The organism is Pseudomonas putida S13.1.2, assembly GCF_000498395.2.
GTDB lineage: Bacteria > Pseudomonadota > Gammaproteobacteria > Pseudomonadales > Pseudomonadaceae > Aquipseudomonas > Aquipseudomonas putida_Q.
On the sequence record NZ_CP010979.1, the window covers coordinates 1,421,251 to 1,444,984 of the forward strand.

Annotated in this window: 31 protein-coding genes and 1 pseudogene; 17 read left to right on the forward strand and 15 right to left on the reverse strand. The window is 58.9% G+C overall.

Translation table 11 applies throughout. The features are described from left to right. Positions 1 to 54: 54 nt before the first annotated feature. From N805_RS06440 to N805_RS06460, 5 genes are all read left to right on the forward strand, one after another. Positions 55 to 285: a hypothetical protein gene (locus N805_RS06440; RefSeq protein WP_019471638.1), complete on the forward strand. Its 231-nt coding sequence runs from the start codon at positions 55 to 57 to the stop codon at positions 283 to 285. Then, complete coding sequence (locus tag N805_RS06445; RefSeq protein ID WP_019471639.1) at positions 282 to 731, forward strand: structural protein; 450 nt, start codon at positions 282 to 284, stop codon at positions 729 to 731. Before N805_RS06440 ends, N805_RS06445 begins: the two co-directional genes overlap by 4 nt. Further along, a complete protein-coding gene (locus N805_RS06450) occupies positions 728 to 1,237 on the forward strand; it encodes a DUF2514 domain-containing protein (protein WP_026034468.1) in 510 nt (169 codons plus the stop codon). Before N805_RS06445 ends, N805_RS06450 begins: the two co-directional genes overlap by 4 nt. 96 nt (positions 1,238 to 1,333) lie before the next feature. Beyond that, positions 1,334 to 1,618, forward strand: coding sequence for a DUF6555 family protein (locus N805_RS06455; RefSeq protein ID WP_019471641.1), 285 nt, complete (start codon positions 1,334 to 1,336; stop codon positions 1,616 to 1,618). Positions 1,619 to 1,751: 133 nt separating this feature from the next. After that, the gene (locus tag N805_RS06460) at positions 1,752 to 2,165 is read left to right on the forward strand and encodes a response regulator (RefSeq protein WP_019471642.1); all 414 of its coding nucleotides are present in this window, start codon (positions 1,752 to 1,754) and stop codon (positions 2,163 to 2,165) included. 14 nt (positions 2,166 to 2,179) lie between these two features. On the opposite strand, the gene N805_RS06465 is transcribed toward N805_RS06460, so the two are convergent. The 4 genes from N805_RS06465 to N805_RS06480 form a co-directional block, all read right to left on the reverse strand. Beyond that, positions 2,180 to 2,590 carry a low affinity iron permease family protein gene (locus N805_RS06465; RefSeq protein WP_019471643.1) on the reverse strand — a complete coding sequence of 137 codons (411 nt, stop codon included), beginning with the start codon at positions 2,588 to 2,590 and terminating at the stop codon, positions 2,180 to 2,182. 134 nt (positions 2,591 to 2,724) lie between these two features. Continuing rightward, positions 2,725 to 3,225: a ferritin-like domain-containing protein gene (locus N805_RS06470; RefSeq protein ID WP_019471644.1), complete on the reverse strand. Its 501-nt coding sequence runs from the start codon at positions 3,223 to 3,225 to the stop codon at positions 2,725 to 2,727. 280 nt (positions 3,226 to 3,505) lie between these two features. After that, positions 3,506 to 3,949, reverse strand: coding sequence for a DUF421 domain-containing protein (locus N805_RS06475; protein WP_019471645.1), 444 nt, complete (start codon positions 3,947 to 3,949; stop codon positions 3,506 to 3,508). A 9-nt stretch (positions 3,950 to 3,958) separates the two neighbouring features. Further along, positions 3,959 to 4,465, reverse strand: a complete 507-nt coding sequence (locus N805_RS06480; RefSeq protein ID WP_019471646.1) for a hypothetical protein — start codon at positions 4,463 to 4,465, stop codon at positions 3,959 to 3,961. Positions 4,466 to 4,747: 282 nt separating this feature from the next. Between N805_RS06480 and N805_RS06485 the strand changes: the two genes are divergently transcribed. The 4 genes from N805_RS06485 to N805_RS06500 all read left to right on the forward strand — a co-directional run bounded on the left by N805_RS06485 (position 4,748) and on the right by N805_RS06500 (position 5,956). Then, positions 4,748 to 4,981 carry a PLDc N-terminal domain-containing protein gene (locus tag N805_RS06485; RefSeq protein ID WP_019471647.1) on the forward strand — a complete coding sequence of 78 codons (234 nt, stop codon included), beginning with the start codon at positions 4,748 to 4,750 and terminating at the stop codon, positions 4,979 to 4,981. 80 nt (positions 4,982 to 5,061) lie between these two features. Further along, positions 5,062 to 5,286 (forward strand): hypothetical protein, encoded by a 225-nt coding sequence (locus tag N805_RS06490; protein ID WP_026034469.1) that lies wholly within the window; start codon positions 5,062 to 5,064, stop codon positions 5,284 to 5,286. 74 nt (positions 5,287 to 5,360) lie between these two features. Continuing rightward, positions 5,361 to 5,654 carry a hypothetical protein gene (locus tag N805_RS06495; protein WP_019471649.1) on the forward strand — a complete coding sequence of 98 codons (294 nt, stop codon included), beginning with the start codon at positions 5,361 to 5,363 and terminating at the stop codon, positions 5,652 to 5,654. Continuing rightward, positions 5,651 to 5,956 carry a hypothetical protein gene (locus N805_RS06500; RefSeq protein ID WP_019471650.1) on the forward strand — a complete coding sequence of 102 codons (306 nt, stop codon included), beginning with the start codon at positions 5,651 to 5,653 and terminating at the stop codon, positions 5,954 to 5,956. Before N805_RS06495 ends, N805_RS06500 begins: the two co-directional genes overlap by 4 nt. A gap of 187 nt (positions 5,957 to 6,143) precedes the next feature. On the opposite strand, the gene N805_RS06505 is transcribed toward N805_RS06500, so the two are convergent. The 3 genes and pseudogenes from N805_RS06505 to N805_RS30945 form a co-directional block, all read right to left on the reverse strand. Continuing rightward, positions 6,144 to 6,455: a hypothetical protein gene (locus N805_RS06505; protein ID WP_019471651.1), complete on the reverse strand. Its 312-nt coding sequence runs from the start codon at positions 6,453 to 6,455 to the stop codon at positions 6,144 to 6,146. Positions 6,456 to 6,693: 238 nt separating this feature from the next. Further along, complete coding sequence (locus N805_RS30475) at positions 6,694 to 7,170, reverse strand: hypothetical protein (protein ID WP_155412675.1); 477 nt, start codon at positions 7,168 to 7,170, stop codon at positions 6,694 to 6,696. Between the two features lie 624 nt (positions 7,171 to 7,794). Next, positions 7,795 to 8,158: pseudogene (locus N805_RS30945) on the reverse strand (site-specific integrase); the annotation flags it as partial. A 141-nt stretch (positions 8,159 to 8,299) separates the two neighbouring features. On the opposite strand from N805_RS30945, the gene N805_RS30950 reads away from it, so the two are divergent. The 4 genes from N805_RS30950 (at position 8,300) to N805_RS06525 (ending at position 10,293) form a co-directional block, all read left to right on the forward strand. Continuing rightward, positions 8,300 to 8,599, forward strand: a complete 300-nt coding sequence (locus tag N805_RS30950; RefSeq protein WP_019471652.1) for a hypothetical protein — start codon at positions 8,300 to 8,302, stop codon at positions 8,597 to 8,599. Positions 8,600 to 8,675: 76 nt separating this feature from the next. Continuing rightward, complete coding sequence (locus N805_RS06515; RefSeq protein ID WP_026034470.1) at positions 8,676 to 8,966, forward strand: hypothetical protein; 291 nt, start codon at positions 8,676 to 8,678, stop codon at positions 8,964 to 8,966. 428 nt (positions 8,967 to 9,394) lie between these two features. Beyond that, positions 9,395 to 9,763 (forward strand): hypothetical protein, encoded by a 369-nt coding sequence (locus N805_RS06520; RefSeq protein ID WP_026034471.1) that lies wholly within the window; start codon positions 9,395 to 9,397, stop codon positions 9,761 to 9,763. 221 nt (positions 9,764 to 9,984) lie between these two features. After that, complete coding sequence (locus N805_RS06525; RefSeq protein ID WP_019471656.1) at positions 9,985 to 10,293, forward strand: hypothetical protein; 309 nt, start codon at positions 9,985 to 9,987, stop codon at positions 10,291 to 10,293. Between the two features lie 36 nt (positions 10,294 to 10,329). Here N805_RS06525 and N805_RS06530 read toward each other — a convergent pair whose 3' ends face one another. The 3 genes from N805_RS06530 to N805_RS06540 form a co-directional block, all read right to left on the reverse strand. Then, complete coding sequence (locus N805_RS06530; RefSeq protein WP_026034473.1) at positions 10,330 to 10,551, reverse strand: hypothetical protein; 222 nt, start codon at positions 10,549 to 10,551, stop codon at positions 10,330 to 10,332. Positions 10,552 to 10,666: 115 nt separating this feature from the next. After that, entirely contained in the window at positions 10,667 to 10,867 is a 201-nt protein-coding gene (locus N805_RS06535) for a hypothetical protein (RefSeq protein ID WP_019471658.1), read from the reverse strand. Between the two features lie 115 nt (positions 10,868 to 10,982). Beyond that, the gene (locus N805_RS06540) at positions 10,983 to 11,297 is read right to left on the reverse strand and encodes a hypothetical protein (protein WP_019471659.1); all 315 of its coding nucleotides are present in this window, start codon (positions 11,295 to 11,297) and stop codon (positions 10,983 to 10,985) included. A gap of 230 nt (positions 11,298 to 11,527) precedes the next feature. Between N805_RS06540 and N805_RS06545 the strand changes: the two genes are divergently transcribed. Then, on the forward strand, positions 11,528 to 11,887 hold the full coding sequence (locus N805_RS06545) for a hypothetical protein (RefSeq protein WP_019471660.1): 360 nt from the start codon (positions 11,528 to 11,530) through the stop codon (positions 11,885 to 11,887). An 87-nt stretch (positions 11,888 to 11,974) separates the two neighbouring features. Here N805_RS06545 and N805_RS06550 read toward each other — a convergent pair whose 3' ends face one another. The 4 genes from N805_RS06550 to N805_RS06565 all read right to left on the reverse strand — a co-directional run bounded on the left by N805_RS06550 (position 11,975) and on the right by N805_RS06565 (position 19,392). Further along, the gene (locus N805_RS06550; protein WP_019471661.1) at positions 11,975 to 13,156 is read right to left on the reverse strand and encodes a hypothetical protein; all 1,182 of its coding nucleotides are present in this window, start codon (positions 13,154 to 13,156) and stop codon (positions 11,975 to 11,977) included. Positions 13,157 to 13,207: 51 nt separating this feature from the next. Next, a complete protein-coding gene (locus tag N805_RS06555; RefSeq protein ID WP_019471662.1) occupies positions 13,208 to 13,687 on the reverse strand; it encodes a VOC family protein in 480 nt (159 codons plus the stop codon). Between the two features lie 110 nt (positions 13,688 to 13,797). Then, a complete protein-coding gene (locus N805_RS06560; RefSeq protein ID WP_019471663.1) occupies positions 13,798 to 15,417 on the reverse strand; it encodes an NADP-dependent glyceraldehyde-3-phosphate dehydrogenase in 1,620 nt (539 codons plus the stop codon). Positions 15,418 to 15,564: 147 nt separating this feature from the next. Next, the gene (locus N805_RS06565) at positions 15,565 to 19,392 is read right to left on the reverse strand and encodes a dermonecrotic toxin domain-containing protein (protein WP_019471664.1); all 3,828 of its coding nucleotides are present in this window, start codon (positions 19,390 to 19,392) and stop codon (positions 15,565 to 15,567) included. A gap of 322 nt (positions 19,393 to 19,714) precedes the next feature. Here N805_RS06565 and N805_RS06570 point away from each other — a divergent pair, with 322 nt between their 5' ends. The 3 genes from N805_RS06570 to N805_RS06580 all read left to right on the forward strand — a co-directional run bounded on the left by N805_RS06570 (position 19,715) and on the right by N805_RS06580 (position 22,891). Then, positions 19,715 to 20,869 carry a hypothetical protein gene (locus N805_RS06570; protein ID WP_019471666.1) on the forward strand — a complete coding sequence of 385 codons (1,155 nt, stop codon included), beginning with the start codon at positions 19,715 to 19,717 and terminating at the stop codon, positions 20,867 to 20,869. Positions 20,870 to 20,942: 73 nt separating this feature from the next. Beyond that, positions 20,943 to 22,061 (forward strand): glycosyltransferase 61 family protein, encoded by a 1,119-nt coding sequence (locus N805_RS06575; protein WP_019471667.1) that lies wholly within the window; start codon positions 20,943 to 20,945, stop codon positions 22,059 to 22,061. Between the two features lie 41 nt (positions 22,062 to 22,102). Beyond that, positions 22,103 to 22,891, forward strand: a complete 789-nt coding sequence (locus N805_RS06580) for an AraC family transcriptional regulator (protein ID WP_019471668.1) — start codon at positions 22,103 to 22,105, stop codon at positions 22,889 to 22,891. Here N805_RS06580 and N805_RS06585 read toward each other — a convergent pair. After that, positions 22,884 to 23,465, reverse strand: coding sequence for a LysE family translocator (locus N805_RS06585; protein ID WP_028613018.1), 582 nt, complete (start codon positions 23,463 to 23,465; stop codon positions 22,884 to 22,886). The genes N805_RS06580 and N805_RS06585 overlap by 8 nt on opposite strands. Positions 23,466 to 23,734: the final 269 nt, after the last annotated feature.

Here is a 23,734-nt window from a genome sequence, read left to right on the forward strand (position 1 = left end):
CAACACCCAAACCCAACCGCCATCCGGCGGTATTTTTTTGCCCGGAGAAAACTCATGCCTTTCATCGTCATCGACACCACAAACGACTACAACCCAATCAACAAGCGCCAGTTCGCTACTGAGGGCGAGGCCGAAACAGCTGCAACCCAAGAGTTGCAGAGCAACCCGAGGGTGGTTCTGTCCACCGCCAAGGTGATCAAGGTCTTCAAGGCGGAGGTGACGGTCACCGCTCAGGCGCCGGACGAGGTCGAGCCGGAAGCTTCGCCAGAGGAGGCTACTGAATGAGTACTCCTCGCGGCGTCCGGAATCACAACCCCGGCAATATCGATTTCAACCCCCGCAACGCCTGGCAGGGCCAGCTCGGCGTAGAGGTGGGTGTTCCCAAGCCCCGATTCGCGCGCTTCGATCATCCTGAAAACGGCATCCGTGCCTTGGCCAAGCTTCTGCTTAACTACCGCGGCAAAGACGGCATGCCAGGTGTGGGCCGCCTTGGTATCGATACCCCCCTGGAGTTCATCAGCCGATGGGCGCCGGCCAGCGAGAACAACACCCTGGCCTATGCGCAGGCCATCGCCAAGCGGCTCGGGGTCGGGGTGCGCGACTCCATCGACATTTCCAAGCGCGCCGTTCTGCGTGAGGCCGTCCTAGGCATCATCATCCATGAGAACGGCGGCAACCCATACAAGGCCGAAGTGATCGACGAGGGCGTGCGGAGGGCCCTGGCTTCATGAACCCGTGGGCTGGAGTTGCCGCAGTCCTGGTGCTTTTAGCTTCCCACTGGGCGGCCTATGAGCACGGTCGCTCAGTGGAGCTTGCCCAGGCCGGCAAGCAATCAGCGAAGCGGGACAGCGGCGACCGGCTCGCCGAAGTGATTGGTGAGCGATCGGCGCGCCAGGAAGAACATCGGAGCGCAGATGCGCAGCAAGAGGCGAGGCTAAAGGCCCATGAAGAAAGAACGATTGCTAATGCTGGCGCTGCTGACGCCGATGCTGCTGGCCAGCGGCTGCGCAGTGACGCCACCCAGCTCGCTGCCGCCATCAGTTGCACCGGCGCGGATACCGCCGCTGTCGCCCGAGGCCAGGCAGCCACCCGCGCCGCCATGGTGCTCTCCAACCTGCTCGCACGGGCTGACGCTCGAGCGGGAGAACTGGCGAAAGCTTATGACCGAGCCCAAATAGCAGGTCAGCAGTGCGAGCGAGAGTACGACTCGTTGGTAAGGCGGACACCGCGGTCATAGCTTTGCTTGGAGGAGCGTGACCGTACGGTCAAAAAGAAGTGAATTTTTCGCCCGCTTTGTAGCTCCATTGACGGTGATTCTAAGGAGGAGAGTCCAATGGCAGAGAATAAGCTTTTCATAATTGAGTATGAGCTTCACGGTGATTACCGGACCTTCATCCTCCGGCAGGAACGAATGGACAACGCTGAGGCTTGGCATTGGGCGAGTTGCGATGCTGGAGTTGGCGTGATTCCCAGGTTCGGTCAACACAACATCAAGAAGGTCAGTCGCCCAATGGCTGAGCGCTATGGGATCTCCAAGGTGCGGTGGCGCCCTACTGGGCAAGGCCCTGAGTTTGTGGCGCCTGCAGTTGATATGAAGAAGTTTTCCGCCGCTCCTTGAAGTCCACACTCCTGAGAGGGTGTGCCAGGGCGGCATCCGCCCTGGTGCTTCCAATTGATGTGGCCAAATGCCGCCATCGACTGATGATTCTGAAGCTGAAACACTCATAGCCTCATCGTAGCTGGAGAACCAGATGAAACTTGACCAGGATCAGCTGTCTTTGTCAGGACTGACTGTAGTAATTGTCGAAGATGATGAGATTCTTCGAGCATTGCTGGTAGCAATCTTGGCTGAGATGGGAGCCACATGTGTGGCGTTCGGCAATGCCGAGGACGCCCTTATTCATCTCCTTGCATCTCAGGGTGCCTGCTCCCTGATGATTGTCGATCACTTTATTCCAGGTTGCATCAAGGGAATGGAATTTATCTCTATGGTTCATCAAAAATGGCCAGGGGTCCCAGCGATTTTGACCTCCGGTTCGCCATTGGATGTGTCGACTATCACACCACCCGTCAGCTATCTTTTTAAGCCTTGGTCCATCGAGGAGCTTATTACGGCTACCAGCCGCGCGCTAGCACCGGCTACGCGTACCAGCTCAGCCCAGTAAGCTCCGTGATCAACCTATCGCTGATGACCGTCTTTCGTGAGTCCATCCGAGGTTGCGAGCGGAGATGGCTCGTGCTCGCATTCACTTCCCATGGCTCGATATTCCTTTCGAAGCTCGTGAATTTGTCGATTGTCGAGCGCTTCTAGATCTAGTACTGACCTTTCAGCAGACTTGGTTGCTCTTATGAGCTCGTCAAGCTTAACGTGAATGATGTCATTATCTCGGTTCTGCGTATTTTGAATCAGGAATACCATCAAAAAGGTAATGATCGTCGTTGAGGTATTGATGATCAGCTGCCAGGTATCGTTGTAGTGGAACCACGGCCCTGACACTGCCCAGAAAATGATGAGGGAAACGGCGATCAGAAAGGTCCGCGGTCGGCCAGAGTTTTTCGCCAGCCATTGGCAGAACTGTGCAAATTTCATAACGTAGCTCCAAGCAGACTCAGTGTGTATGACCCCTGCGATTCTTGGAAATCTTTTCTTACACCTTGATGAGACGACGATTGGTCATTCGTGTTGAAAGCTAGCCCTGCGGCGTCACGCAGGGCAGCCCTGTTTTACTTCTCTAGAGTGGCCGCTTGGTTACCACCTTCTTCGGCAATCGCCGAAAGCTTTTCGTCTGCAGCTTTTTCTTCGGCAAGCGTATCGACAAGTAGATCAACAGCTTCCTTGATTCCCAGATGCTTTGCCATAGCGATCAGCGTCCCATAAGCTGCAATCTCATAGTGCTCCACCTTCTGACTGGCGCCAATCAGCGCAGCATCCAGAACTGGGCCCTTTTCAATCTCGTCCAGTAGTTCTTTGCCCTCCTCGAGCAAGCCCTCCATTGCGACGCACTTCATCCGCTTGAGCTTCAATCCTGCCTTTTCGACCAATTGGTCGATGCGTTCGATCTGCCCGTGGGTCTCTTCGAGATGGGAAGTAAAGGCCTCCGCAAGCAGCGGATTGGTGGCAGCGCGAGCCAACCTTGGCAACGCTTTGGTGATTTGTTTCTCGGCGCTGTAGACATCAGAGAGCTCATGGATGAACAGGTCTTCAACAGTCTTACGTGCAGGCATGTCTTATCTCCTTGTATCAACGGGCTTCAATGTGGGCGCTGACGGGAACACCCGATTTATTGGAGAGCAGCGTCTGGAAAAAGTGCGGATCATTTCTGCCATCCATACAACCCGCTAGTGCGCCCATGATCCGCAAGTAAGGTCAGATAGGGTACGTCCTAGCGCGGCCCGGGGTTGCGAGAACGCCGGGATGGGGTGGTAACCCTGTCTAAAAACTGCCTCAAGCTTCTCGCTGTTACCGAACCAAGCTGCCGTGACTGGCTGCTATCAGAAACTGATGTCAGTTTCGGGGAATAATCGAGATCTTGCCGTTTCGCTCGACGATAGCAAATTTGATCTGCTCGACGCGTTCGATGCCTTGGCTGTCCCTGGCCGACTCAAGGATATCGTCCTCTGTTAGCCTTGCCCGGCGCATGCGCTGGTGTAGAAAGCGTCCCTGTTCCACCACCAATGTGGCATGGCCGTCGAGCAGGCGTGCCAAAGGTCTGGAATTAAGCTTGGCCAACGACAGACCGACATCCAGCACAATCAGCGTAGCAATCACCAAGATAGCGTTGGTAAAGGAAAAGTCTTCCCCGAGCAACGCCTGCTGAGTTGCTTCGCCAATGATCAGTAGCAGCACGAAGTCAAATGTGGTTAGGTCGGCCAGCGAGCGCCTGCCAGCCACGCGAAAAAGCAACATCAGCGCAACATACATGCCTGCCGCACGAAGGATGGAGTCCATATCACGCTCCTAGGGGTACAGGAAGGTTGAAAAGTTTACCGCGCTGGCCTGGCCTGCCCTGACAATGCCTTCAAGGATGCCAACATGCTCGCTGCGCAGGGTCAGATAGAGTGTGGCGATACCGTCTTTGCCGGTTCCAAGTTCCAGCAGAAGCGCCTCTCCATGAGACCGCGACATCTGCGGCTGGGGCTGCATGGTCTCGATGCTGGCGGTCTGCAGCAATGTTCCGCCCAGCAGCACTATCACCTGCTCCCCCGGGGCGCCGCGAACTGTGATTCGCAAATTATCGATGCTGCCTGTACGGCTGAGCCGCTGATAGTCGACCTCTATACGGCCGTCGGTACTCACGGCTTGGGCGTCGCTGAGCGGACCGTTGCCAAATAACCCGGCAAGCGCAAGCATCACGAGCAGCACCAGCGTGTACCATCCAACCCGTTCGAAGCGCCATACACGGTGCTGCATGGGCATGTCTTCATCGACCGGATGGTGCCTTGAGATCAGCTCGTCTTCGTTCATGGCCGTTGCCCTCAGGCGCGCTCACCACGCAGCCAGCGCTGATGGTAGTGCGCTAGATGTGACAACCAGTCAAGCGCCTCGAATGCTAGGTCTTTAGGCATAGTGGCTCATCCGACTGCTGTTTTGCGATGGACGTGTTGCAGCCGAAGTTGGTTCAGTGTGCGTGGCGTCCATTCATCTGCGCCGGACCAAGCTGCCTGAACTTTGAGCGGCCCGCAGGCTTCCCTGTTATACGAGGCCACGGGTTTTCGTGGCCTGCTCACTTGAATATGAGAGGCGGTTATGACCGAGCCTGTGACGTATTTCTGGATCGCCGTAGCGGTGATCATTCTGCTTGTCGATTTGTGGGCCATCGTCAGTGTCTTTCGGAGTGACAAGACCGAGTCGACCAAAGCGATGTGGGCACTGCTACTCCTAGCACTGCCTATCGTCGGCTTAGCTATGTGGGGGATCATGGGGCCACGCGGCATCAAGCGGGGGACGGGGCCATCTTCCCCAGAGCACAGTAAGGGCTGATGCCAAGCGTTCGGCTTGACCATCAGCTCTAATTCCGCGAAGGAGGCTACTATTTGTAGAGAAACTAGTCAGGTATGGTTATGGACAAGCGTACTTTTGTAGGAATGGTTCAGGCCGGCGAGTCGCTGATTCAGCAGGCGGTGGACGCATTGCGTGTCTACCACGAGGCCCAAGATCGTGGCGAACCAGCTGAAGAGGTCGAGCGCCTGCACTTGCATGCCGAGTCTCTGTTCCAGGCAGTGTCCGATTATCAGCTTCGCGTCATAGCCAAGGCCCGGGGCACGGATCTGCCGCCTCTTCATTGATCCGCCGATCGGCAGTTGTCCGGCGCCGGGATCAATCGCTACGATACTGTATCTTTATACAGTATCGGTGCCCCATGTATTTCCTCCTCGTCCGCCGCCGAGTGAATGGCGTGGCCATCCCCACCGGGCAGCTCAGTAAGATTCAGCCGCTGCGCGCCGACGTTCACATCGGCGACCACCATAGCGAGCCTCTGGGCCGTGTGTCCACCCAGGCTTGGATCTTCAACCCTACGCCGGGGCCGGACGTGATACCCCGGTTGCACGACGCCAAGGTCAACGGTATGGCCCAGCTCGGGATCAATATCAACGGGGTAGAGGAGGTCGAGGGCGTGCTGTATGCGCAGTCTTGGTGGTGCAGGGCAGAATGATGGCCGGGATACCGCAGGCATGGCTGGATGAATTGAACGACCAGTTCGCCCTGATCACAGACCCGGACGGGCGCGCTGCCGTGCTCGATGAGATGGCTTATGCCGCCCATCGTCGGCGTGAGGTCAGCGCCGAGAACCTGGTCGACATGCTGGAGCTGTCCGAGGCGGCGAGGGCTTGGGGGTTGATGGAGTTTGAAGAGGCCTATCACATCGGCCTGTTCAAGTACGAATCGTGGGAGGGGATGGGGAGTGATGAGCCTGGCCGGATCATCGTTGGCAGAACGCCAGGGTGGGGGTGCTGAAGCTGTCTAAAACTGCTCGAAAGCTTCTCGGTTTTAGTGGGGCAAAGTCGCTGAAACTGGCAGAACTGTATTAGACAGGGCCAATGCACAGGCCGCTTACGGCGCGGCCTGAGGCTCGATTCTCACGCTACTGCTGCAGTACTAGAAGGTGGCAGAGGTAGGGGATTTGATTGGATCGGACGGCACTTTACCAGCCGGTATCGCCTTCGAGCTTGTAATGGTTCGGCTCCTTTCTTGAATCCGTGTTCTTGTCTATGACGACATCTTCTCGCCTTATCGCCGATTGGTTGGGCACTGAAGGCATCATGCTATACAGCTCTTCTTCGGGTTTGGCTTTCTTGAGCTTCAGCTTTCCGCTCCGCATTAGCGCAACCGTTTTCTTTCGCTGTGCATCCGCCCGCTCTCTCTCAAGAGCGCGCCGTCTATCTGCTTTTTGGAGGTCCTTTTCCTTCTCCTTTTCCCTTTTTTGAGTTCCTGCAGATCGTGCCTTTTTGCTCATAAGGTTCCATCCGGATGGCAGTGAAAGGTGTGGGCGATGGGCCGAAAATCGGTTCCAAAACTGAAACGGCGACCCTTGTAGTATACGGCCTGTGGCAGTGTCGTTTTGCGTTTGTTTTGGAATCGATTTCTCCGCTTAGCCCGCGTGGATAGGGCGTTTGTATTACGGTCTTGAAAACCGCCGAGCCCAACACCTATCTGAGGCTATTGGGCAGGACACATCCAGCTAAGCATCAGTCTCACCATCTATGGGGCACAAGCTCACACAGTCTAACCGAAACATCTCGGGGGTCGTCACGGCGAGTGCTCGCACCTACTAAATACTTTACAGCTCCATCTTCGACTTCAACAGCTTTTACTACATGCGGATAGTCCCACCCTTGCAAGGTTACTATCTGTCCTAATAGAGGTGGCCAGACTAAGTTATCTTTATCAGGGCGCTCCACCACTTCCAAAATATGATTTGAGACTAAGGAAATCGAATCTAGTGACTTGGTTACGGTATCTAACTCGAGACTGCTAGTTTTTGGCTCTGGCTTTTCGCTAAGATGGTCTGACAAAACTTGTTGAAGATCAAAGAGTTCCCCTTTTCCAATTGCATCAATTTTATCAATTTGACTAGTTAAGGATTCAATGTTGGATTTTATGTCGTCTATTTTGCGGGCTAAATTTAAATTTTCCAACAGCCAATAGACGTCATCCGCATCGTAAGCCATGAGTGCACCTCCCCAAAAACGGCTACTCTATCTGAGAATCCAGCATTTGATCCATAGTGAGGAGGACGATCATCGCCGTGATCGTTCTTCTTCCAATGGGCCTTGGGGCGGAGTGAAATCCGTCTACGACATGCATGCGGGTAGTGCCAGGTGCTGGTGCGAGAATCCTCAAGGCGATAGCAATGGTGATACCACTCATGAGGCAGCGAGGGGTGCTGGAGGGGCAGGGTCAAGCCAGTGCTGAGGTTGTCTTAGGCGCTTCGGTGCAGCGCTGCACGGCGGATAAAAATGGGGCCAAAATCAGTTCCAAAACTGAAACGGCGACCCTTGTAGAATGCGGGTTACAGCCCGGCAAATCCCAGTTTGTTTTGGAACTTGTTTTCACACCAACGCCGCATGAGAGGGCAATTCTTGTATCGGATTGCAAATCCGGGAAACGGCTCGGCCTGGGCCCCGGAACTGGGAGCCATTCTTGGGCCAATTCTTGGGCCAATGCATGCGTTTTTATGCGTTCTTGAGAGGCTGAAACCCCCGGAAACACTGCACTCTACACCGCTCAAAACCGCGAAAATAATCGCATGGTGATGTTAGCGGTGGAGATCAAGGAGCTTACCTATCAATAACTTACGTGGCTTCTTCGCAGCTACGGACCAATTTCGGACCAATCTGGAGCTTTTCCGGCTCCGCCAGTCGTTGGACGAGTTAATCCAGCGCGCATAAGTCGATAAGAGCATCTGCACGCTATGCCCGAGCTGTTGGGCGATAAATGCGGGGTTGAGGCCGGACATTGAGCGTATTGTCGCATAGGTGTGACGGCAGTTGTATGGGGGGCGACGCCTGATCCCAATTCATTCGGCACAGGCACCCGCTGTTCAGGGTAACCGCAGGCCTGTTTCACGCACCCGGCGTTCGTCGAAGGAGGGAACAGGAACGGTGTTTCGGTCACCGCCCCCCTTGCCTGGCTTCGCCTTTGCCGCCATGTCGCGGCAGTGGGTCGAGGGCGAGGGGTAAAAAAATGGAGCTTTTGCTCGCGCCTGGTGGTCAAGCTAGTTGGATAGGCCTAATCACAAATGAAGGGGTCTGCCCATCCTGGTTGCACCAATCACCCACTGGCGGTGAAGGAGAGCTTATGCGAATGAGGGGCCACGTTTACTGGGCTTGGGCTGACCCGACACTGCACCACCAAAGTCATGAAGAAACACTGAGTGACGGCACCCGCATCGATGTGCGGGTCAGGCTGTCCCGAACGGGTGGAGCGCAGATGTTCCTGGGGGTTTATGCTCGGTCAGGGATGGCGTTATTTGAGGAGGCATTCAACTCTCGGCCAGGCGAGTCGATGACCAGGGCGCTTGCCTGGGGAGTGGCTCGGGCGCGCCACATCGCTGCCGAAGGCGCTCCTGCCGCCGACCTTTTCGCCGCTTCGAAATAGAGAAAGAGGGGCTATAGAGCCGGTTCAGTGGTCGCCGGAGGCTATGCTGGCTGTCAAACCACTCGAGGAGCGTGAGATGAAACGACTATTGCTGGCTGCTTTGCTGGTAGCTTCGGGCGCTGCCCACGCCGGTATTCCGCTGGTGAACGCAACGTGCCCCGGAAATATCGAGGTGCATGCCGACAAGGGCGGGCCGATCTACATCAATGGCAAAGAAGGCAAGCTGAAGAAGTTCAACGACAACTACTTTGAAGCCAAGGGCAGCGGGGTGACTGTGTCACTGTCGATCAACCCCGACGGTTCGCCCGATGTCTCGTACACCGGCAAGAACAAAGCCAACGGGGTGTGCCAGGTCAAGGCGTCGTAGAGGGCCGCCATGCATGAGCGTAGCGGCAGCCATTGGAGGGGCTTCGGTGATGGAACGATAATTGCTGTGACCCTGAGACATTGACCCGCGGAGAGCGCCGAAATGACTCAGGATGACCGTTATTACATGGTTTTCGTTGTGACTGCTGTGCTGGTCCTGGACCTGGTGGCAACCTTGGTGTTTCTGAACGCCATCGCCTGACCCCGATAGTGGGCTTGGGAATACTCGGAGTTGGGGCCACTTGCGGTTGCTTATGCTCATCAGAAGAGAACGTTCACTGCGCCCTGAATGCAGCCTTGACCCATATAGCAAACAAACATAGGGCACGGTTGTTGTTGAGCAGTAACATGGGCTCACGAAAACTAAAAAATGGCGTGCTACTGGCAACACTTTCCTACGTTCTAGATGGGGCAGCAGGAGCGTGTCGCGTGAAGAGCTCAATATCGTTAGCAGGCGCCTTACTCGTGTCCGCCTTCGCCACATTGTTCACGGCAGGTTGCGCACAAACCCCTGACGTGCGTGACGGCCATGACTATACCTCTGGCACCACCGCGAAAAGCGCACCCGTGTATCTGGGATGCGTGAAGGGCGAACTGCCAGGGCATGTGAAAACCTACGAGGTCGATGGCGATAACTCGGTCAGACTGTTCATCGAAAGCACCGACCCCAGCAAGGCAGAGGGCCTTGTGGAGTTGCGCAGCACAGCCGGCCAGCACCAGTTCACAGCCTATCAACGCGATGCCTGGTACGACCATGGCCGGTTGCTGGATGCCGCGTTGATGTGTTCAAAAGCATGATGCACTGACCTCCCTACACTAAAAGCCCGCCATCGAAAGCGGGTTTTTTGTGTTTGGGAACGTCAGCATGATATCCGCCCAACGCGCTGTATGCAGGTTCACCGGCAAATTTCAAGAACTGGCTTGAGCAGCGCTTTTTTTGCATTCGCCTGCCTTGCCCGTGATAATTCACGCATTTGGATGGAGGACAGTGGGTGGAAGCAAGAAGCGTTGTCGCCGAAATGTTCATTGGGATCCCGACGCATTTCTGGGTGTTGCCCGTTGCCGGCCTGGTTGCGTTCTACGGGCTGAAATGGTCGGCCAGCTTCGGCAGTCGGCGCACCCTTGTGCAAGCCTCGACTTACCTGTTATTGCTGGCCCTGGCGGTGCTGCCTAGCGGCTTTTATGCCCTGTTTCCACCGGCGCCTGACCCGGATGTGCTGTTGAATCACTCGCCACTGCCCAACTATGCGGGGCGCTTCTACCTGGACGCGTTCTACGTCTTCAGTGGTTGGGCGCTGAGCAAAGTGGTGAAGCTCAAGTTCAGCTGAAGAGCTGGCCGGGCACCTGACGTGCCGATTCGCTTATCAGCAAGCACCGTCAATGTCGTCGTCGATTTTCGCGGCGACAGAGCGCAACTCGTCCGCAACCACATTGATGGACCTGATGTGCGCCGTCACGTCGAGCGCACTCTGCAAAGTGGCTCTTGCCTCCATGAACCTGGCGTGGCCACTCATGGCCTGGCTGAGCTTTTCCAGATGATCGGCTGTTCTGACCAGATCTGACTTGATGCTGTGAAGCGTTTCCATGGTGCTAAAGGCCTTCCTGGTCTGTGGCGTCAACGGTGCCATGAGCATCGCCTCAGGACAACAGATTTGTGGAAGGCGGCGATCCTTGCGGTGGCACCGATGCGGCCCGAGGGCCTCAGCTTTTTTCCTGCACCTGTAGTACCGAACCCTTGTCGTCGGTCACCAGCAATCCGCTGAGGTGGGTGCCGTCTGATTGTTGCTCGGCAAGCGGCACATCCGAGGAGCGGAAGATGCTACGGCCCTGTTCATTGGTTTTGACAGTGACGAGTTTGCCATTCTGATAGAAGAAGCGCGTGGTGTTGGCGTGCTTTTGCATGGTGTGTATTTCCTGGCCGGGTTGCGGTGTGATGCCACATTGGCAGTTTCACTTTCTCAACGTTCAGCCGCCAATGCTACTGGCAGAAATATCAGGTGCTCTCCATGGGTCCCGCTCAGGCTTCGTCCTGCAACCGCCCGGGGCTGAAGAAAAACGAGGCCACCACCACCGCTGTGATTACGCCTGTTGCATCTGCGATAAACAGCAGCAGCGCACTGGTATCTCCATGCGCCAAGTGTTTGCCCAGTGCAAAGTCCACACCGTGCGGGCATGCGGCGATCATTAGCAGCATGGCGGCCAGCAGGCCCGAGAGGAGCTTCATGTAGGCCCTGCCGAATGCCAGGCCATACGCCCAGAACACGAAAATACAAAGCACGGCCAGGCCGGTGGAAGTTGCATATTGAGCGAGTATTTCCAGCCACCAGAGCATAGGGTTCTCCTGAGCAAAGCCGGCTGGTGATGCCGTTGCCTGATGTTGATCAGAAGCGGGGCAGAATGAATTCGTTCCCTGGGTGCAAACAATTAATTGCCGTTCCGGGCTCCCGTAAACAAGCCGTGATGTGGTTGTGTTGTCACGGGCGCGTTGTTGCTGTGGCACTTGCACGAAAATTCAGCAGCAAGACCTTGGTTGATTAGAAACCCGAGGCTACCCTCGTTAGAATGCAGCGTATTCCTGACGGCCAATTGCAAATGTCTACTTTTCGTATCTTCATCGCGTCTGCGTTAGTTGCCAGTCTTGCCGGCTGCGCAACGCCTGGCAAACCCACTGCCAGCAAGCTGACCCAAAAAACGCCGCAGGCGTACGCCGCCTGTGTGTTGCCTAAGTGGCAGGTTTTGGCCCCCCAGGCTACCCAGAAGTCGATAGCCCACGGCTACCGGCTGACGGCATCCAGTGCAGTGGCAAGTGACGATGTGCTGGACGTGGTTGACTCTCGCGATGGCAGCCGCGCGACCTTCTACAAGGGCAGCTTCCTGTCTGGGGACAAATTGCGCCAGGCTGCCAGGGAATGCCTGGACTGAGTCAATAGCCTGCGGTCTTGGGGCCGCGTTGCGCCCCAGTCGCGACGCAAAGGCCGCTCCTGCAGCGGAGCACGTACTGTCCGGTTTCTAGCGCTCACGCATGAAAAAACCGGCAACGAACTTGCGGAAAGTTTCCAGGCTTTTGAAGTCGGCGTAGCGCTTGAAGTTTTCGGCGTCCGGCTCTGGCCCGATGGGCTGTTCCAGTAGCGACACTGACAATACCCGGTCTTGGTCCGAAGTCATCACCAGTTCATCCATCACCTGGCCGCCTATCACCGGCCGGCGCATCTGCACCTTGACGCCCTTGCTGGCCATCCAGTCGATCAGCGAGACCAGGGCCTTGAGCGGCTCGCGTTCTTCATCGCGGTACACCGGGAACAGATGCGCGCGCGATAGCACCGGCACGCTGGCCACATGGATCAGCTCATAGAAATGGCTACCGGCGCTGGTCGGCGAGTAGATCATCAGCGCCAGCAACGGCCCGGTGGTGCGGCTACCGCCCCAGTACAGATGGTGCCCCTGGAAGTCGAAGCCGTCTGCGCTGCGGTTGTTGAACAGCTTGCGCCCTTTGATCTGGTCAACGCAGTCCAGCATCAGCCCATGGCGGCGATGGTTGCCGAACACGCTGGCCTCACGCAGGCGGGACTTGAGCATCATCATGTGCTTCATGTCCAGCCGGGTTTCCAGGTAGTTGCTGGCAGGTACCCGCTCCAGCAGCGGGTAGCGACTGGCCACGCTGCGCAATTCGGCAAACTGCGTGGTCAGGTCCTTTTTCAGGTGGGTGGCGTAGAGATTGAGGCCACTGGTTTCGAGCCAGGTCAGCAACAGCGACAGCAGACGCTGCTGTTCGCGCCGGTCGTTACCTTCACTGGTGGCACTGGCGGTACCGGCGCGAAAGTCACCAATCAGGCGCAATGGCGTGTCGGGCGGTAGCCAGGCGGCTGGTGGCGCAGGGTCGTCTTCGCGCTCGATGGCCTCCCGCTCGTCCTTGGTGAACGGGCAGCCAGGCGCGTGCTCGGCGGTGCCTGGGTTGTTCTTGAGGAACAGGGTGCCGGTGCTGCCGTTAAGGGTGACATTGAGCACCGGCAAGGCGTCGTTGCGGCAGTCGCAGGCCAGCCACTGGTTGGCGTTGCGTACCTTCATCAGTAGCTGGTTGGCCTGCAGCAGGCGTGGGCCGACGAGGCTGCCGGTGGCAAAGCCGACCAGCAGATCCTCTTCGGCGGCGGTCAGGCTGCGCACCTGCGCAGCGGTTTTGTCGATGATTCGCATGAAGCAGCTCCAGGCCACGAGCCTCAAGCTTCAAGCAAAGTCGCGCGGCTTTCAACTTGCCTCTGGGTTACCGCCAAACATCTTCGCGGCGCGGGCACGAATTTCGTCAGGGCTCAGGTCCTCCTTGTGGGTAGAGACGAACCAGATATTTCCGAACGGGTCTTTCAGGGTGCCGCTGCGGTCGCCGTAGAACTGGTCGGTCAAGGGGTGCAACTGCGTGCCACCAGCTGCCAGGGCCTGGGCGTAAACCTTGTCGCAATCCTCAACATACAGGTGCAGGCCCACGCCTGCGCCGCTGAGCTTCTGGCTGGCGGTAAGGCCACCTTCCATGTCGCAGGGGTCGCCCAGCATCAGCGAAGAATCACCGATCTTCAGTTCGGCATGGCCCACACGGCCACCAGGGGCATCGAGGCGGAACATCTCGACCGCACCAAAGGCTTTCTTGTAGAACTCGATGGCCTTGGCGGCGTCGTTGATGGCCAGGTAGGGGGTAATGCTGTGCTGGCCTTCGGGGATGGGTTTGACTGCCATGTTCGACTCTCCTTTGCAGTGGGCGCCGAAGGGCGCCCTGTTGCATAGAGTCGTTTGCGCCTATGGAAAATCGACAATGGCGCTAGATCGATTTTCTATAAGCGCGGCCGTCAGAAGATGTAGTCGGTGGTCAGGAAGCTCGACTGGCGGTTGCGGATGATTTCGCTGATCAGTTCCTTGTTGGCCTCCTGGAAGCGGGTGGCGACCAGGGTGCGGATGGAGAACACGCGCAAGGCGTCATGCACCGACAGGGTGCCTTCGGCGCTGTTCTTGCGGCCGTTGAACGGATAGGTGTCGGGCCCGCGTTGGCATTGTGCGTTGATGTTGATGCGCCCGACCTGGTTGGCGAAGATGTCGACCAGGCTGCCGATGGTCGCCGGATCATTGCCGAACAGGCTCAGCTGCTGACCGTAATCGGAGTCCAGCACGTAGTCGATGACGGTCTGCAGGTCGCGGTAGGGCACTACCGGTACCAGGGGGCCGAACTGCTCCTCGTGGTACACGCGCATGTCGTGGTTCACCGGGTACAGCAAGGCCGGGTAGAAGAACGACCCGCGGCTTTCCCCGCCACCCTCGTTGAGCACGCGGGCGCCCTTGGCTGTGGCATCGGCGACCAGGCCGTCGAGGTAGTCGACCTTGCCGGGCTCCGGCAACGGCGTCAGTGCGACGCCCGGCTCCCAGGGCATGCCGGGCTTGAGGGCGGCCAATTTGTGCTGGAACTTGTCGAGGAAGGCGTCGATCACGTCCTCGTGGACGAACAGGATCTTCAGCGCCGTGCAGCGCTGGCCGTTGAACGACAGCGCGCCGGTAACCGCCTCATCGACAGCATTGTCGAGGTCGACCTGCGGCAGCACGATGCCCGGGTTCTTGGCATCCAGGCCCAGCGCGGCGCGCAGGCGATGCGGGCGCGGGTGCAGCTTTTTCAAGTCGCTGGCGGCCTTGTGGGTGCCGATGAAGGCGAATACATCGACCTTGCCGCTGGCCATCAGTGCGCTCACCGTTTCCCGGCCGCGGCCATAGATCACGTTGATCACCCCCGGTGGGAAACTGTCGCGGAAGGCTTCGAGCAACGGGCGAATCAGTAGCACACCGAACTTGGCCGGCTTGAACACCACGGTGTTGCCCATGATCAGCGCCGGGATCAGCGTGGTGAAGGTTTCGTTCAGCGGATAATTGTAGGGCCCCATGCACAATGCCACGCCCAGTGGCGCGCGGCGGATCTGGCCGAGGGTGCCTTGTTCCAGCTCGAAGCGGCTGGAGCGGCGGTCGAGGTCCTTGAGGGCGTTGATGGTGTCGACGATGTAGTCGCAGGTGCGGTCGAATTCTTTCTCCGAATCCTTGAGGTTCTTGCCGATCTCCCACATCAGCAACTTGACCACGGCCTGGCGCTGCTCGCGCATGCGTGCCAGGAAGGTTTCGACATGCTGGATGCGTTCGGCCACACGCATGTTCGGCCAGGCGCCGCGGCCCTTGTCGTAGGCGTGTACGGCGGCGTCGAGTGCGGTAAGCGCGGTTTCGGCATCGAGCAGCGGGGCACTGCCCAGTACCACCTGGCGTTCTTCAGCGCCTTCCTTCAGCCATACCGGGCTGCGCACCGTGGCCAAAGGCCCGTCCCAGCGCCTGAGCTCGCCGTTCACCAGGTAGTCGCGTTGTTCCAGTGGGGCTCCCAGGCGCCAGGTTTCCGGGATGTTCTCGGCGCTGGGGAAGAGTGAATCGAGCAGACGGTCCATAGGTACTGCACCTCACATTGCGGGGCTGGTTTCAAGCCGGGTGAATCGCTTCAGCTGCGAGCATGCACCGGCCGCCGGAAAAACACCAGTCTGGCTCAAACTGGCCGCCAGTGCCTACCGATGGGCCGGCAGGCACCGCGGACATGATCAAAGCGGCAGATTGAAAAGGTTGGATGGCGGGTGCGTGAGCCACGCCTGGCGCAGGACAGGGTCTGCGTCGATCATTGACAGCCTTCGCCAGAATTCCCGGCGGGCTTGGTTCGGGTGTGACAGGAAGGGTTCGCGGTCGAGCAATGGCCGAAGGTCACGGCGAAACTGCAGTGGCAAGCGTTGCCACAATGCGGCTTCTGCGGGGCCTGCGTTGTCGAAGAATCCCTGGTAGTCAAGTTCGCATACCAACAGATCGACACCGTGGGCGGTGTTATAGGCCTCGATTTGTGCCAGTGCAGCTGGGGCAAGCCACTTGCTTTCAAGGCTTAGGGTTTCAGCTACCGGGCGTGGAACATTGAAGGCAGCAGGCAATTGCTGAATCTGGTTGGACGTCAGATCCAGTACCAATGGCTCGCTGACAAGGTCCAGGCCGCGAGGCAACTCGGTAAGCGCACAACCGGACAGGAACACGGTCCTGAGCTCGCCAAGCCAGCGCAGGTCTGGTGCTTGAATGAGCGGGTTACCGCTCAGATCGAGCGCGGCAAGCTGGCTGAACTGGTTGAGCGTTCGCTGGGCCTCGCCATCCCATGTGATGCGATTGCGGTCGAGGTCCAGCCAGCGCAGTTGCTGAGGGTTGGCCACGCGGGGCAGGCGCTGGAAACGGCATCTGATGAGCAGCAGGCGCTTGAGGCTGGGGAAGCGCTCGTAAAATTCAGCCGGCAGTTGGCTGAGCAGTCGGTTGTTGCTGAGCGAGACGTGCTCTATGTGGGTGAAGTCGTCGGGCAGGGCGAGGCTGGCCAGGTCCTCGTTGCGTAGGTCCAGGCTGGACAGGTCGAGGCTGAACAGGCGTCCGCTGCGTCCGTATGGCAGCCAGGAAAGGCGGCGCCAGGCGTTGATGATCGGGCGGATTGCCCGATGCCGCTGGTGTGGGCTTGAGGGGTCAGGCGTTGCCCATTGCTGCAGGTCTCGCCGCAGGGCGTCCAGGCGCTGTTGCAGGTCTCGCAGTCGCTCGGTGGCCGAGCGTATGTCATACGGGTTGTGGTCTTCCTGTTCGTCGCCCAGCCAGTCTGCAAACTCTGCATCGGTGGCATCGGGGAAGACGCGGCGGTAGGCCGCCGCCAGCGAGCCGGTCTGGCCCGCAGGAGCGGGCAGCGGCGCCAGGGGGCGGCCGCCGCGCAGCCAGCCTTGGGGTTTGCGCCGCACGGCGCCCACTCCCCAGAGCCGTTGCGCCAGCACTGGCCGATGTTCATCGGCCCATGCCAGTACCCACTCCCGCAGGACGTTGCCGTCACTTTGCACAATGCCCAGCGCTTTGCGCTGCAAACGTGGCAGCGCCTGCTCCAACGCACGGCACAGGTCGGGATCACGCTGCGCGGATGCCGGGCGCTCTCCCAGGTCGGCCTCGTAACCTTCGGTCGATTTGAGCACCCGGCACACGGTAGTGGCCTGTTCACTGCCGACATGCTCCAGCCTTGGGCCTTGAGGGCTGCCGACTCGCAGCTCCAGGCGCAGCTCAGCAGGCCATTCGGGCATGGCATCGAGCGCACTGAACAGCAGGCGCTCAGCGTCGGCGTTACCCGACGCAGGTTGCAACACGTCTTCCAGCGCACGGACCAGCGGCAACTCACTGTGGACTTGTTCGATCTGTTGACCAAGCGCTGTAGGCAACCGACCGTGCGCTTGCCAGGCGAGTGTGTCGGCAGTGTCCATTGTTGTCAGCAAACGCCTGGCCAGGGCAGGAGACAAGCGCGGGTACGCTGCAAGCAGCTGCTGCGTTGCGGGGGCGATGGGCGTGCTGCCGTTGTACAGCTGGTCGAACAGGTGCGGCGTTGCGTGTGGCCCCATGGCTTGTACCTGGGCCTTTGCCGCCATGCGTTGCAGGGTGTCGAGCAACAGTGGCGGGGATGGCTGGCCTTGCAGGTGCACCTGTCGCAGGCGTGCGGCGTCGATGCCGCAGATACGCCCGGCCCGTTCCAGCTGCAGGGTGGTGAACGCGGCGAACGGCTCACCCAGGCGCCGCGCGAGTTTTGCGTAAGGCCACTGGGAGGGTTGCTCATGCTGGGCGCGCCAGGCGCCTTGCCCGTTGTGTTCCAGCGGTGGTTGCCAGGCGTCCCGCGTGTGCGGGTGGACGATGCGCCATTGCTGCAGCATGTTGTCGAAGTGTTGCTGGTAGAGATGCCCGTCCATGCGGATGAACTGCCGCCCCTCGTGCAGGTACTGGCCTTGCGCATTGGGTTGCAGGCTCTCTGGCAGCTCCATGCGGCTGCGGTAAGGGGCCAGGTCCTGGTTCCAGAGCCTGTAGCCCCCGTTGTTGACCGGCACTTCGTGCAGGTTTTCCATCAGCGGGCTGTTGAACAGTTTGGGAACTGCGTGGCCTGCCACGACAAAACCGCCAATCAGCGCCATATTCAGGCCGACTGCTTCCAGGTGACGCAAGGCAAGGTGGCGATCGCCTTCCTCCCAGGCTTCGTAGCCCTCATAGACCTCGCCCAGCAGTTGGCAGGCCGTGACGCCCAGCATCAAGGCGCCAACGCCCGGTATGAAGAACCCGGCGACGTTGAGCACATCCCAGCCAAGGCTCTCCCATTCAGCCAGGCGCCTGGCCCTTGCACTGGCATCGGCCAGCGCTGTCGGTACCGCCAGCAGGCTGGCCTCATGCTTGAGGCGCGTCAGGTGCAGGTCCTGAAAGTAGCCGAAAGGCTCTGCCGTGATGGCTTGGCGCGTCGGGCGCAAGTCGGCCTGTGCTGCGCGTTGCCACGGGCGGTCATTGGCAGTGTTGCCTGAGGCATCGAGGTTTTGTTGCAACAGATCCAGAAAGTGCGCGCGCTCGTCCTGCATGATGTACCCCGTGAATGCCTGGCGGGCATCGGGCTGCAGCAGGAGGGTTGCCAGTGCATCGTGCACCCCTTCAAGGTCATTGCATTGACGCAGGGCTGGATCATGCCCTGGCAAGTACAGGGCCAATCCCGCACGGCCCGCATCGATCAGCATGGCTTCCTGCAGGTTGATGCCGAACAGTGCAAGCTGCCAGCAATCCACGTTGCCGCCTTGCAGCAATTGTTGCACTTGATCGTGTGTGTTGCCGTTGATGTGGTGGCGCAGGTAGGCCAGGTCGGACACCAGGCGCAGACGGGCTTTTTGCACCGTGATGGCTTGCTCACGGACAGTCGGCTGAGCAAAGTGCTGCTCCAGGTGGGCTTGGTAGGCGCCACCCAGGTCCAACTCACGGCAGTGTATGGCGAACGTGGCGGGTGCGAGGGGGAGCGGCTCGACCTGGAAGCGCTCCGAGGTGAGTGGAAAGTGCGCCACAGGTGCTTGCATGCCGATGACTGCGGAGCCTTGTACTTGAATACGGGTGACTTGAATGTTGCTGCTCAGGGCAATGGCACTTTGAGAGGTAAATGCCTCGTCATCGGCGAAATTCTGCAGCGCAGCCTGTAACAGGTTGTCGCTACGATGGCTGTAGAGATAGCGCAGGCCGTTCCAGTGCCAAGTGCGTTCAACACGCAGCAGCCGTGAGTCTTGCACGGGAGCGTTAAAGCCTCGTTCGGCCAGAAAATTTTGCAGTAAAGGCTCGGCGAACTCGGTGATCTGTTTGAGGCCCCTGAGTGAGCGGGCCAAGGCTGCTTGTGAGCGTACCAGGCGTGCCTGGCTGGCGCATACCGCCTGGCGCAAGTCAGGGGCGGCGTTGGCAAACCAGTCCTGCTCATGCCAAGGGCTGGCCTGGCTTTGCTGCAACGCCGCCCACTGCTTGGGCGTTGCCTGGCGGGCCCAGTGTGGCAGCTGGGCCTCAAGCAGGGATCGATGAGGATTGTTCGCAGGCATGCCGATGCTCCTTATATGCAAAGAGGGCATCAAACGCTTAATTATCAATAGCCAAGTGGTAATCAAATACCGTTTGGTTGGCATGCTTATAGAGAACTTCTAGTGGGAGTGGCCTTTCACGCAGGATATTTGACGCCATGAAACTTGATCTACAGTCAGCTAGAAGCCGCTTGCCAAAGCGTTTGCAGGTATCTTAAATTGTTACTGAATGTGATAGGAAGGTTTTAGGGCTAACTATATAAATCAAAGCGTTAAGTGTTTTTGCTGATTTTTCTCTTTTTCAGATTGACCATAGAGCACTTCAAAGGACGTCGAAGAAGAAATGAAAGAGACCTTGACGGCTGTGGCGCGAAAGCTCCTGTCACCCTCCCTGCGTTACGAAATGCGGCTGCTGGCCAGCAAAGCCCGAGAAATGGCGGCGCGTGCCTGTTTCTGGCGTTGGGAAGTAGCCAGGTTTCGGCTACAGCAGGAAAGCCCTTACGAAATTCTCTACATCGGCCGCAAGCAACAGCGGGAAATGGCCAAGCTGCTGATCGGCGGCAAGGGCCAGGGCAGCGCTTCGATCGTAGACAGTGCCAGTGCCACGGCGGCCGCCCATCATGTAGTGGTCATCAGCGAAATGCCCTCATCGGGGGCGCTTTCAGTGCCGCATTACCTGAGCGCAGTAGTGCCGTTGGGCCGTTCGCTGGAGGACATTACGGCGCGCTACGACAGCGAACTGCGGCGCAGCATCCGCAAGAACCGCCCGCTATACCAGATGCGTCAGGCCCTCGCGGACGACGAGATCGCCATGGCAGACCGTGAGCTGCTGCGCCCGTATGCCACCGCCAGACAGGGTATCCATGCTGCGCAGTTCCCCACGGAAGAAGTGTTCCGCATTGCCAAAAGTGTCGGCCGTCTCGACCTGATCACGTTGGGTGATGAAGTGATCGGCTGCCACTTGGGGTGTGAAGTGGTACGCGGCGGCAAGCGGTACTGGAGCACGTTGCGTTTCGGCTACTGCCAGGCGGTGTTCAGTGATGCCAAGAGGTTGCGTGAGGTTAATTCCATCACCACCTTCATGGCGCTTGAATGGGCACTGGAGCAGGGCTTCGATTATTACGACATCGGCCTGTGCCTCGCGCGCCCGGACGATGGCCTGCTGAAATGGAAGCGCCGTCGTGGGGGGGACATCGACTCGTTGGGCAACCATGCCTATCTGTTTGTCCGCTTGCCCAAGACCGGTACGGCGAAGTTCCTCTGGGATACGCCGATGTTCGCGGTGGAGGGCGACAAACTCACGCTGCACCTGGGGTTGCCGGATGGCCCGAGCGATGAGGAGGTTGCCAGCCGTTACCACGAAATGGTGTTTGGGGGCCTGCACAAGATTTATCTCTATGGTGGCAACGGTGCGGGTGAGCCCTTCGTGGAAACCCTGCGCAGCCGTTACGCCAGCTTGCAGTCACCGCCCACCATGCAGAGAGTCACGTGCAACTGAGTGGCTGCCAGGGATGCATTGATCTGGCGCTTTACGCCAGGGTTTAGACTTCGTCATCAGGGGAGGACGCTTCATGGGAAGCGACATCTCGCAGTTCAGTGCATCGTTCGCATCCAAGCAGCACACCTGGACCTTGGCTGCCTATCGTTACATGGCGCGCAAGCGGCTGGGCAAGAACACGGCCATCGACCTCAAGAGCATCGCCACCAAAAGCTGGGACATTGCTCCGGGTGAAACCACGGTGTCGCCGGCGGCCATCTTTCTGCCAGGCCAGTTGGAGCGGGTAACGGGTTGGGAGGGCAAGCGTTTTTACCCCTACGTGCATCCTGCTCGCACCATGGAGGGCGGCATCAGCACGCTGCAAGGGCCAACCCGCGGCTACCTGATCAAGAATGTATGGCTGGTCGATGGCGCGTTGTACAAGGGCAAGGCCAGCCACTGGCTGTCGCAGAAGCCCAATACCTTCCCGACAATCATCGTGGACAACGAAATAGACCGCGCCGCCATTTACTGCACGCAAAACGGCAATTCGTGGTTCGGCACCTGGCTGATGGAGGATTGCCCAACCTATGCGCTGGCCTGTAACGAGGGCATACCAGTGACCACTGCGCCATCGGCCAGGTACCCGCTGTTCACCCAGGCGCCGGCCTATGAAGACTGGCTGGGCATGAAGCCGCTGCGGCTGCGCAGTGCGTTTTTACGTGAGCTGGTGCTGTTCGACGACCACGGCAACAACCGCAGCCGGCATGCCCGCTACCAAGCCATGGGCGACAGACTGCTGTCGCACGTGGCGCATGCCCCACACCCTGGAGTATTCCTGCTGCGTGGCGGTGACGGCGACCTGCGCCTGTTGCGCAATGAGCTGGAGCTCGCCGAGCACCTGCGTGTCACTCGCGGTTTCCGTGTGGTCAACCCGCTCAAGTCCGATGTGCCGAGTATTGTGGCAGCCTGCGCCGGAGCAAAAGTAGTCATTGGCGTGGAGGGTAGCCAACTGGTGCATGGGGTAAATGTGCTTCAGCCCGGCTGTAGCCTGTTGACCTTGCAGCCGCCTGACCGGTTTGTCAGCTACTACAAATACCTGACCGATCGCGACCATCAGCATTTCGCCTTTGTGGTCGGGATACCGGAGGGCGATGGTTTCCGGATCGATATCGGTGAGGTGGAGCGCACGCTGGATCTGCTTCCACGGTAAACGTGTAGTATCGGTGCATGTCAGCAGCGAGTGGGCAAGGGATGATCGAGGTATCGCGGTTCTGGCGTGACCCTGCATTGCCGTTTGTCGAAGCCCGGCGGGTCGGGGACGGGCGGCAGGTGTGCTACGCCGCGCACTCCCATGAGAGCTTTTCAATCGGTGTGATCACCGGTGGGCGAAGCACCTACTTGAACGGTGACCTGCGCATTCAGGTAGGGGCCGGTACCACGGTGCTGATGAACCCGGGCGTTGTGCATACCTGCAACCCTATCGACGGTGAGCCCTGGTCTTACCTGATGCTCTTTGTCGACCTGCCTTGGTTACAGGCGCAAGGCTTTGAGTTGCCGACACAGACCTGGAGTGCTTCGCCTGCGTTGTACCAACGGTTGTTGCAGGCGTTTGCCGACCTGTTCGATGCGGGCGTGCCTGATCGGGAAGGCCGCCTGGCAGCCTTTTTCGGCACATTGCCGGACTTTCTCGGGGCCAACGCCCGTGCGAGGGTCGAAGGCAACCCGCGGCTGGCCGCAGCGGCTGCGTTCATACGTGCTCATCGCAGCGATCCGCTGAGCCTGGAAGACATCTGCACCGCGTGCGGCCTGTCGCGCGCCTACCTGATTCGTGCCTTTCGCCAACATTATGGGCTGACACCGCATGGCTACCTGCTTGACCAGCGTGTTCAGCTGGCCAGGGCGCAGTTGCGTCAGGGGCGGGCGATTGCCGAGGTTGCGCAGGAGGCCGGGTTTGCCGACCAGGCGCACCTGCAGCGGGCTTTCAAAAAGCATCTGGCTGCGACGCCGGGGCATTACCGTAGTGCCGCTGGAGTCAGATAACCAGGTAGACAGCACTGCCCACCAGCAGCACCGCCAACCCTCGATTGAGCAGGCGCAGGTGTCTTGGGTTGCTCAGGTACTGGCGAATCACGCTGCCGGCCCATGCCCAACTGGCCACCGAAAGGAAACAGATCGGGCCGTAGATCCAAGTGAACAACCACAGCAAGTGTTGTTCACCGCCGGTATAAGCGCCGACCCCGGCCACTGCCGCCAGCCAGGCCTTGGGGTTCAGCCATTGCATCGCCGCGCCTTGCCAGGCCGATGGGGCGGGTGTTGCGTGCGCGTCAGTCAGCCGGCCATCGTCGCGGGCAAGCTTCCACGCCATGTACAGCAAAAACGCAACCCCACCCCAGTGCAGCAGCAGGCCCAGCAGCGGCCAGCGCAGCAGCAGCTGGTGCAGGCCCAGCCCGACCAGCACCAGCAACACACAGAAGCCCAGCGTAGCGCCCGCCACATGTGCCAGGCTGGCGCGTAAGCCATGGCTGGCGCCGCTGCTCAGGGCGATGATGTTGACCGGGCCGGGGGAGATTGACGCCGCCAGTGCGAAGGCGGCCATGGACAGGGACAGGCTCATGAGAAAGATCCGGTGGTTGGAAGGAGCCATGATTTTCAGTTGTTGGCTGCCCAGGGTATTGAAGAAAAGTACCCACAAAAATTCATACCTAAACTGGTTAAAGGTTTTGTAATAGTTTTGCGCTATCAGAGAAACCTGCTGAGCTTGTAGGATTATTCTCCCAATTTGCTATCAGGGTCTATATGAGCACCTTCGCGGAGCCCCCCAGTCTCTGGCCTCTCAGGCCGTCCCCCCTTCGTCCTCGTGACGCTTCCCTCGTGAGTACTCGT

Excerpts from the sequence above, each read along its gene's own strand:
- N805_RS06485 (WP_019471647.1), top strand. The coding sequence starts at position 4,748 with ATGACCGAGCCTGTGACGTATTTCTGGATCGCCGTAGCGGTGATCATT.
- N805_RS06465 (WP_019471643.1), bottom strand. The coding sequence starts at position 2,590 with ATGAAATTTGCACAGTTCTGCCAATGGCTGGCGAAAAACTCTGGCCGA.
- N805_RS06470 (WP_019471644.1), bottom strand. The coding sequence starts at position 3,225 with ATGCCTGCACGTAAGACTGTTGAAGACCTGTTCATCCATGAGCTCTCT.
- N805_RS06515 (WP_026034470.1), top strand. The coding sequence starts at position 8,676 with ATGAAACGACTATTGCTGGCTGCTTTGCTGGTAGCTTCGGGCGCTGCC.
- N805_RS06440 (WP_019471638.1), top strand. The coding sequence starts at position 55 with ATGCCTTTCATCGTCATCGACACCACAAACGACTACAACCCAATCAAC.
- N805_RS06560 (WP_019471663.1), bottom strand. The coding sequence starts at position 15,417 with ATGGACCGTCTGCTCGATTCACTCTTCCCCAGCGCCGAGAACATCCCG.
- N805_RS06545 (WP_019471660.1), top strand. The coding sequence starts at position 11,528 with ATGCAGCGTATTCCTGACGGCCAATTGCAAATGTCTACTTTTCGTATC.
- N805_RS06525 (WP_019471656.1), top strand. The coding sequence starts at position 9,985 with ATGTTCATTGGGATCCCGACGCATTTCTGGGTGTTGCCCGTTGCCGGC.
- N805_RS06490 (WP_026034469.1), top strand. The coding sequence starts at position 5,062 with ATGGACAAGCGTACTTTTGTAGGAATGGTTCAGGCCGGCGAGTCGCTG.
- N805_RS30950 (WP_019471652.1), top strand. The coding sequence starts at position 8,300 with ATGCGAATGAGGGGCCACGTTTACTGGGCTTGGGCTGACCCGACACTG.
- N805_RS06445 (WP_019471639.1), top strand. The coding sequence starts at position 282 with ATGAGTACTCCTCGCGGCGTCCGGAATCACAACCCCGGCAATATCGAT.
- N805_RS06455 (WP_019471641.1), top strand. The coding sequence starts at position 1,334 with ATGGCAGAGAATAAGCTTTTCATAATTGAGTATGAGCTTCACGGTGAT.
- N805_RS06555 (WP_019471662.1), bottom strand. The coding sequence starts at position 13,687 with ATGGCAGTCAAACCCATCCCCGAAGGCCAGCACAGCATTACCCCCTAC.
- N805_RS06500 (WP_019471650.1), top strand. The coding sequence starts at position 5,651 with ATGATGGCCGGGATACCGCAGGCATGGCTGGATGAATTGAACGACCAG.
- N805_RS06505 (WP_019471651.1), bottom strand. The coding sequence starts at position 6,455 with ATGAGCAAAAAGGCACGATCTGCAGGAACTCAAAAAAGGGAAAAGGAG.
- N805_RS06535 (WP_019471658.1), bottom strand. The coding sequence starts at position 10,867 with ATGCAAAAGCACGCCAACACCACGCGCTTCTTCTATCAGAATGGCAAA.
- N805_RS30475 (WP_155412675.1), bottom strand. The coding sequence starts at position 7,170 with ATGGCTTACGATGCGGATGACGTCTATTGGCTGTTGGAAAATTTAAAT.
- N805_RS06580 (WP_019471668.1), top strand. The coding sequence starts at position 22,103 with ATGATCGAGGTATCGCGGTTCTGGCGTGACCCTGCATTGCCGTTTGTC.
- N805_RS06480 (WP_019471646.1), bottom strand. The coding sequence starts at position 4,465 with ATGAACGAAGACGAGCTGATCTCAAGGCACCATCCGGTCGATGAAGAC.
- N805_RS06575 (WP_019471667.1), top strand. The coding sequence starts at position 20,943 with ATGGGAAGCGACATCTCGCAGTTCAGTGCATCGTTCGCATCCAAGCAG.
- N805_RS06460 (WP_019471642.1), top strand. The coding sequence starts at position 1,752 with ATGAAACTTGACCAGGATCAGCTGTCTTTGTCAGGACTGACTGTAGTA.
- N805_RS06495 (WP_019471649.1), top strand. The coding sequence starts at position 5,361 with ATGTATTTCCTCCTCGTCCGCCGCCGAGTGAATGGCGTGGCCATCCCC.
- N805_RS06585 (WP_028613018.1), bottom strand. The coding sequence starts at position 23,465 with ATGAGCCTGTCCCTGTCCATGGCCGCCTTCGCACTGGCGGCGTCAATC.
- N805_RS06475 (WP_019471645.1), bottom strand. The coding sequence starts at position 3,949 with ATGGACTCCATCCTTCGTGCGGCAGGCATGTATGTTGCGCTGATGTTG.
- N805_RS06565 (WP_019471664.1), bottom strand. The coding sequence starts at position 19,392 with ATGCCTGCGAACAATCCTCATCGATCCCTGCTTGAGGCCCAGCTGCCA.
- N805_RS06530 (WP_026034473.1), bottom strand. The coding sequence starts at position 10,551 with ATGGAAACGCTTCACAGCATCAAGTCAGATCTGGTCAGAACAGCCGAT.
- N805_RS06450 (WP_026034468.1), top strand. The coding sequence starts at position 728 with ATGAACCCGTGGGCTGGAGTTGCCGCAGTCCTGGTGCTTTTAGCTTCC.
- N805_RS06540 (WP_019471659.1), bottom strand. The coding sequence starts at position 11,297 with ATGCTCTGGTGGCTGGAAATACTCGCTCAATATGCAACTTCCACCGGC.
- N805_RS06550 (WP_019471661.1), bottom strand. The coding sequence starts at position 13,156 with ATGCGAATCATCGACAAAACCGCTGCGCAGGTGCGCAGCCTGACCGCC.
- N805_RS06570 (WP_019471666.1), top strand. The coding sequence starts at position 19,715 with ATGAAAGAGACCTTGACGGCTGTGGCGCGAAAGCTCCTGTCACCCTCC.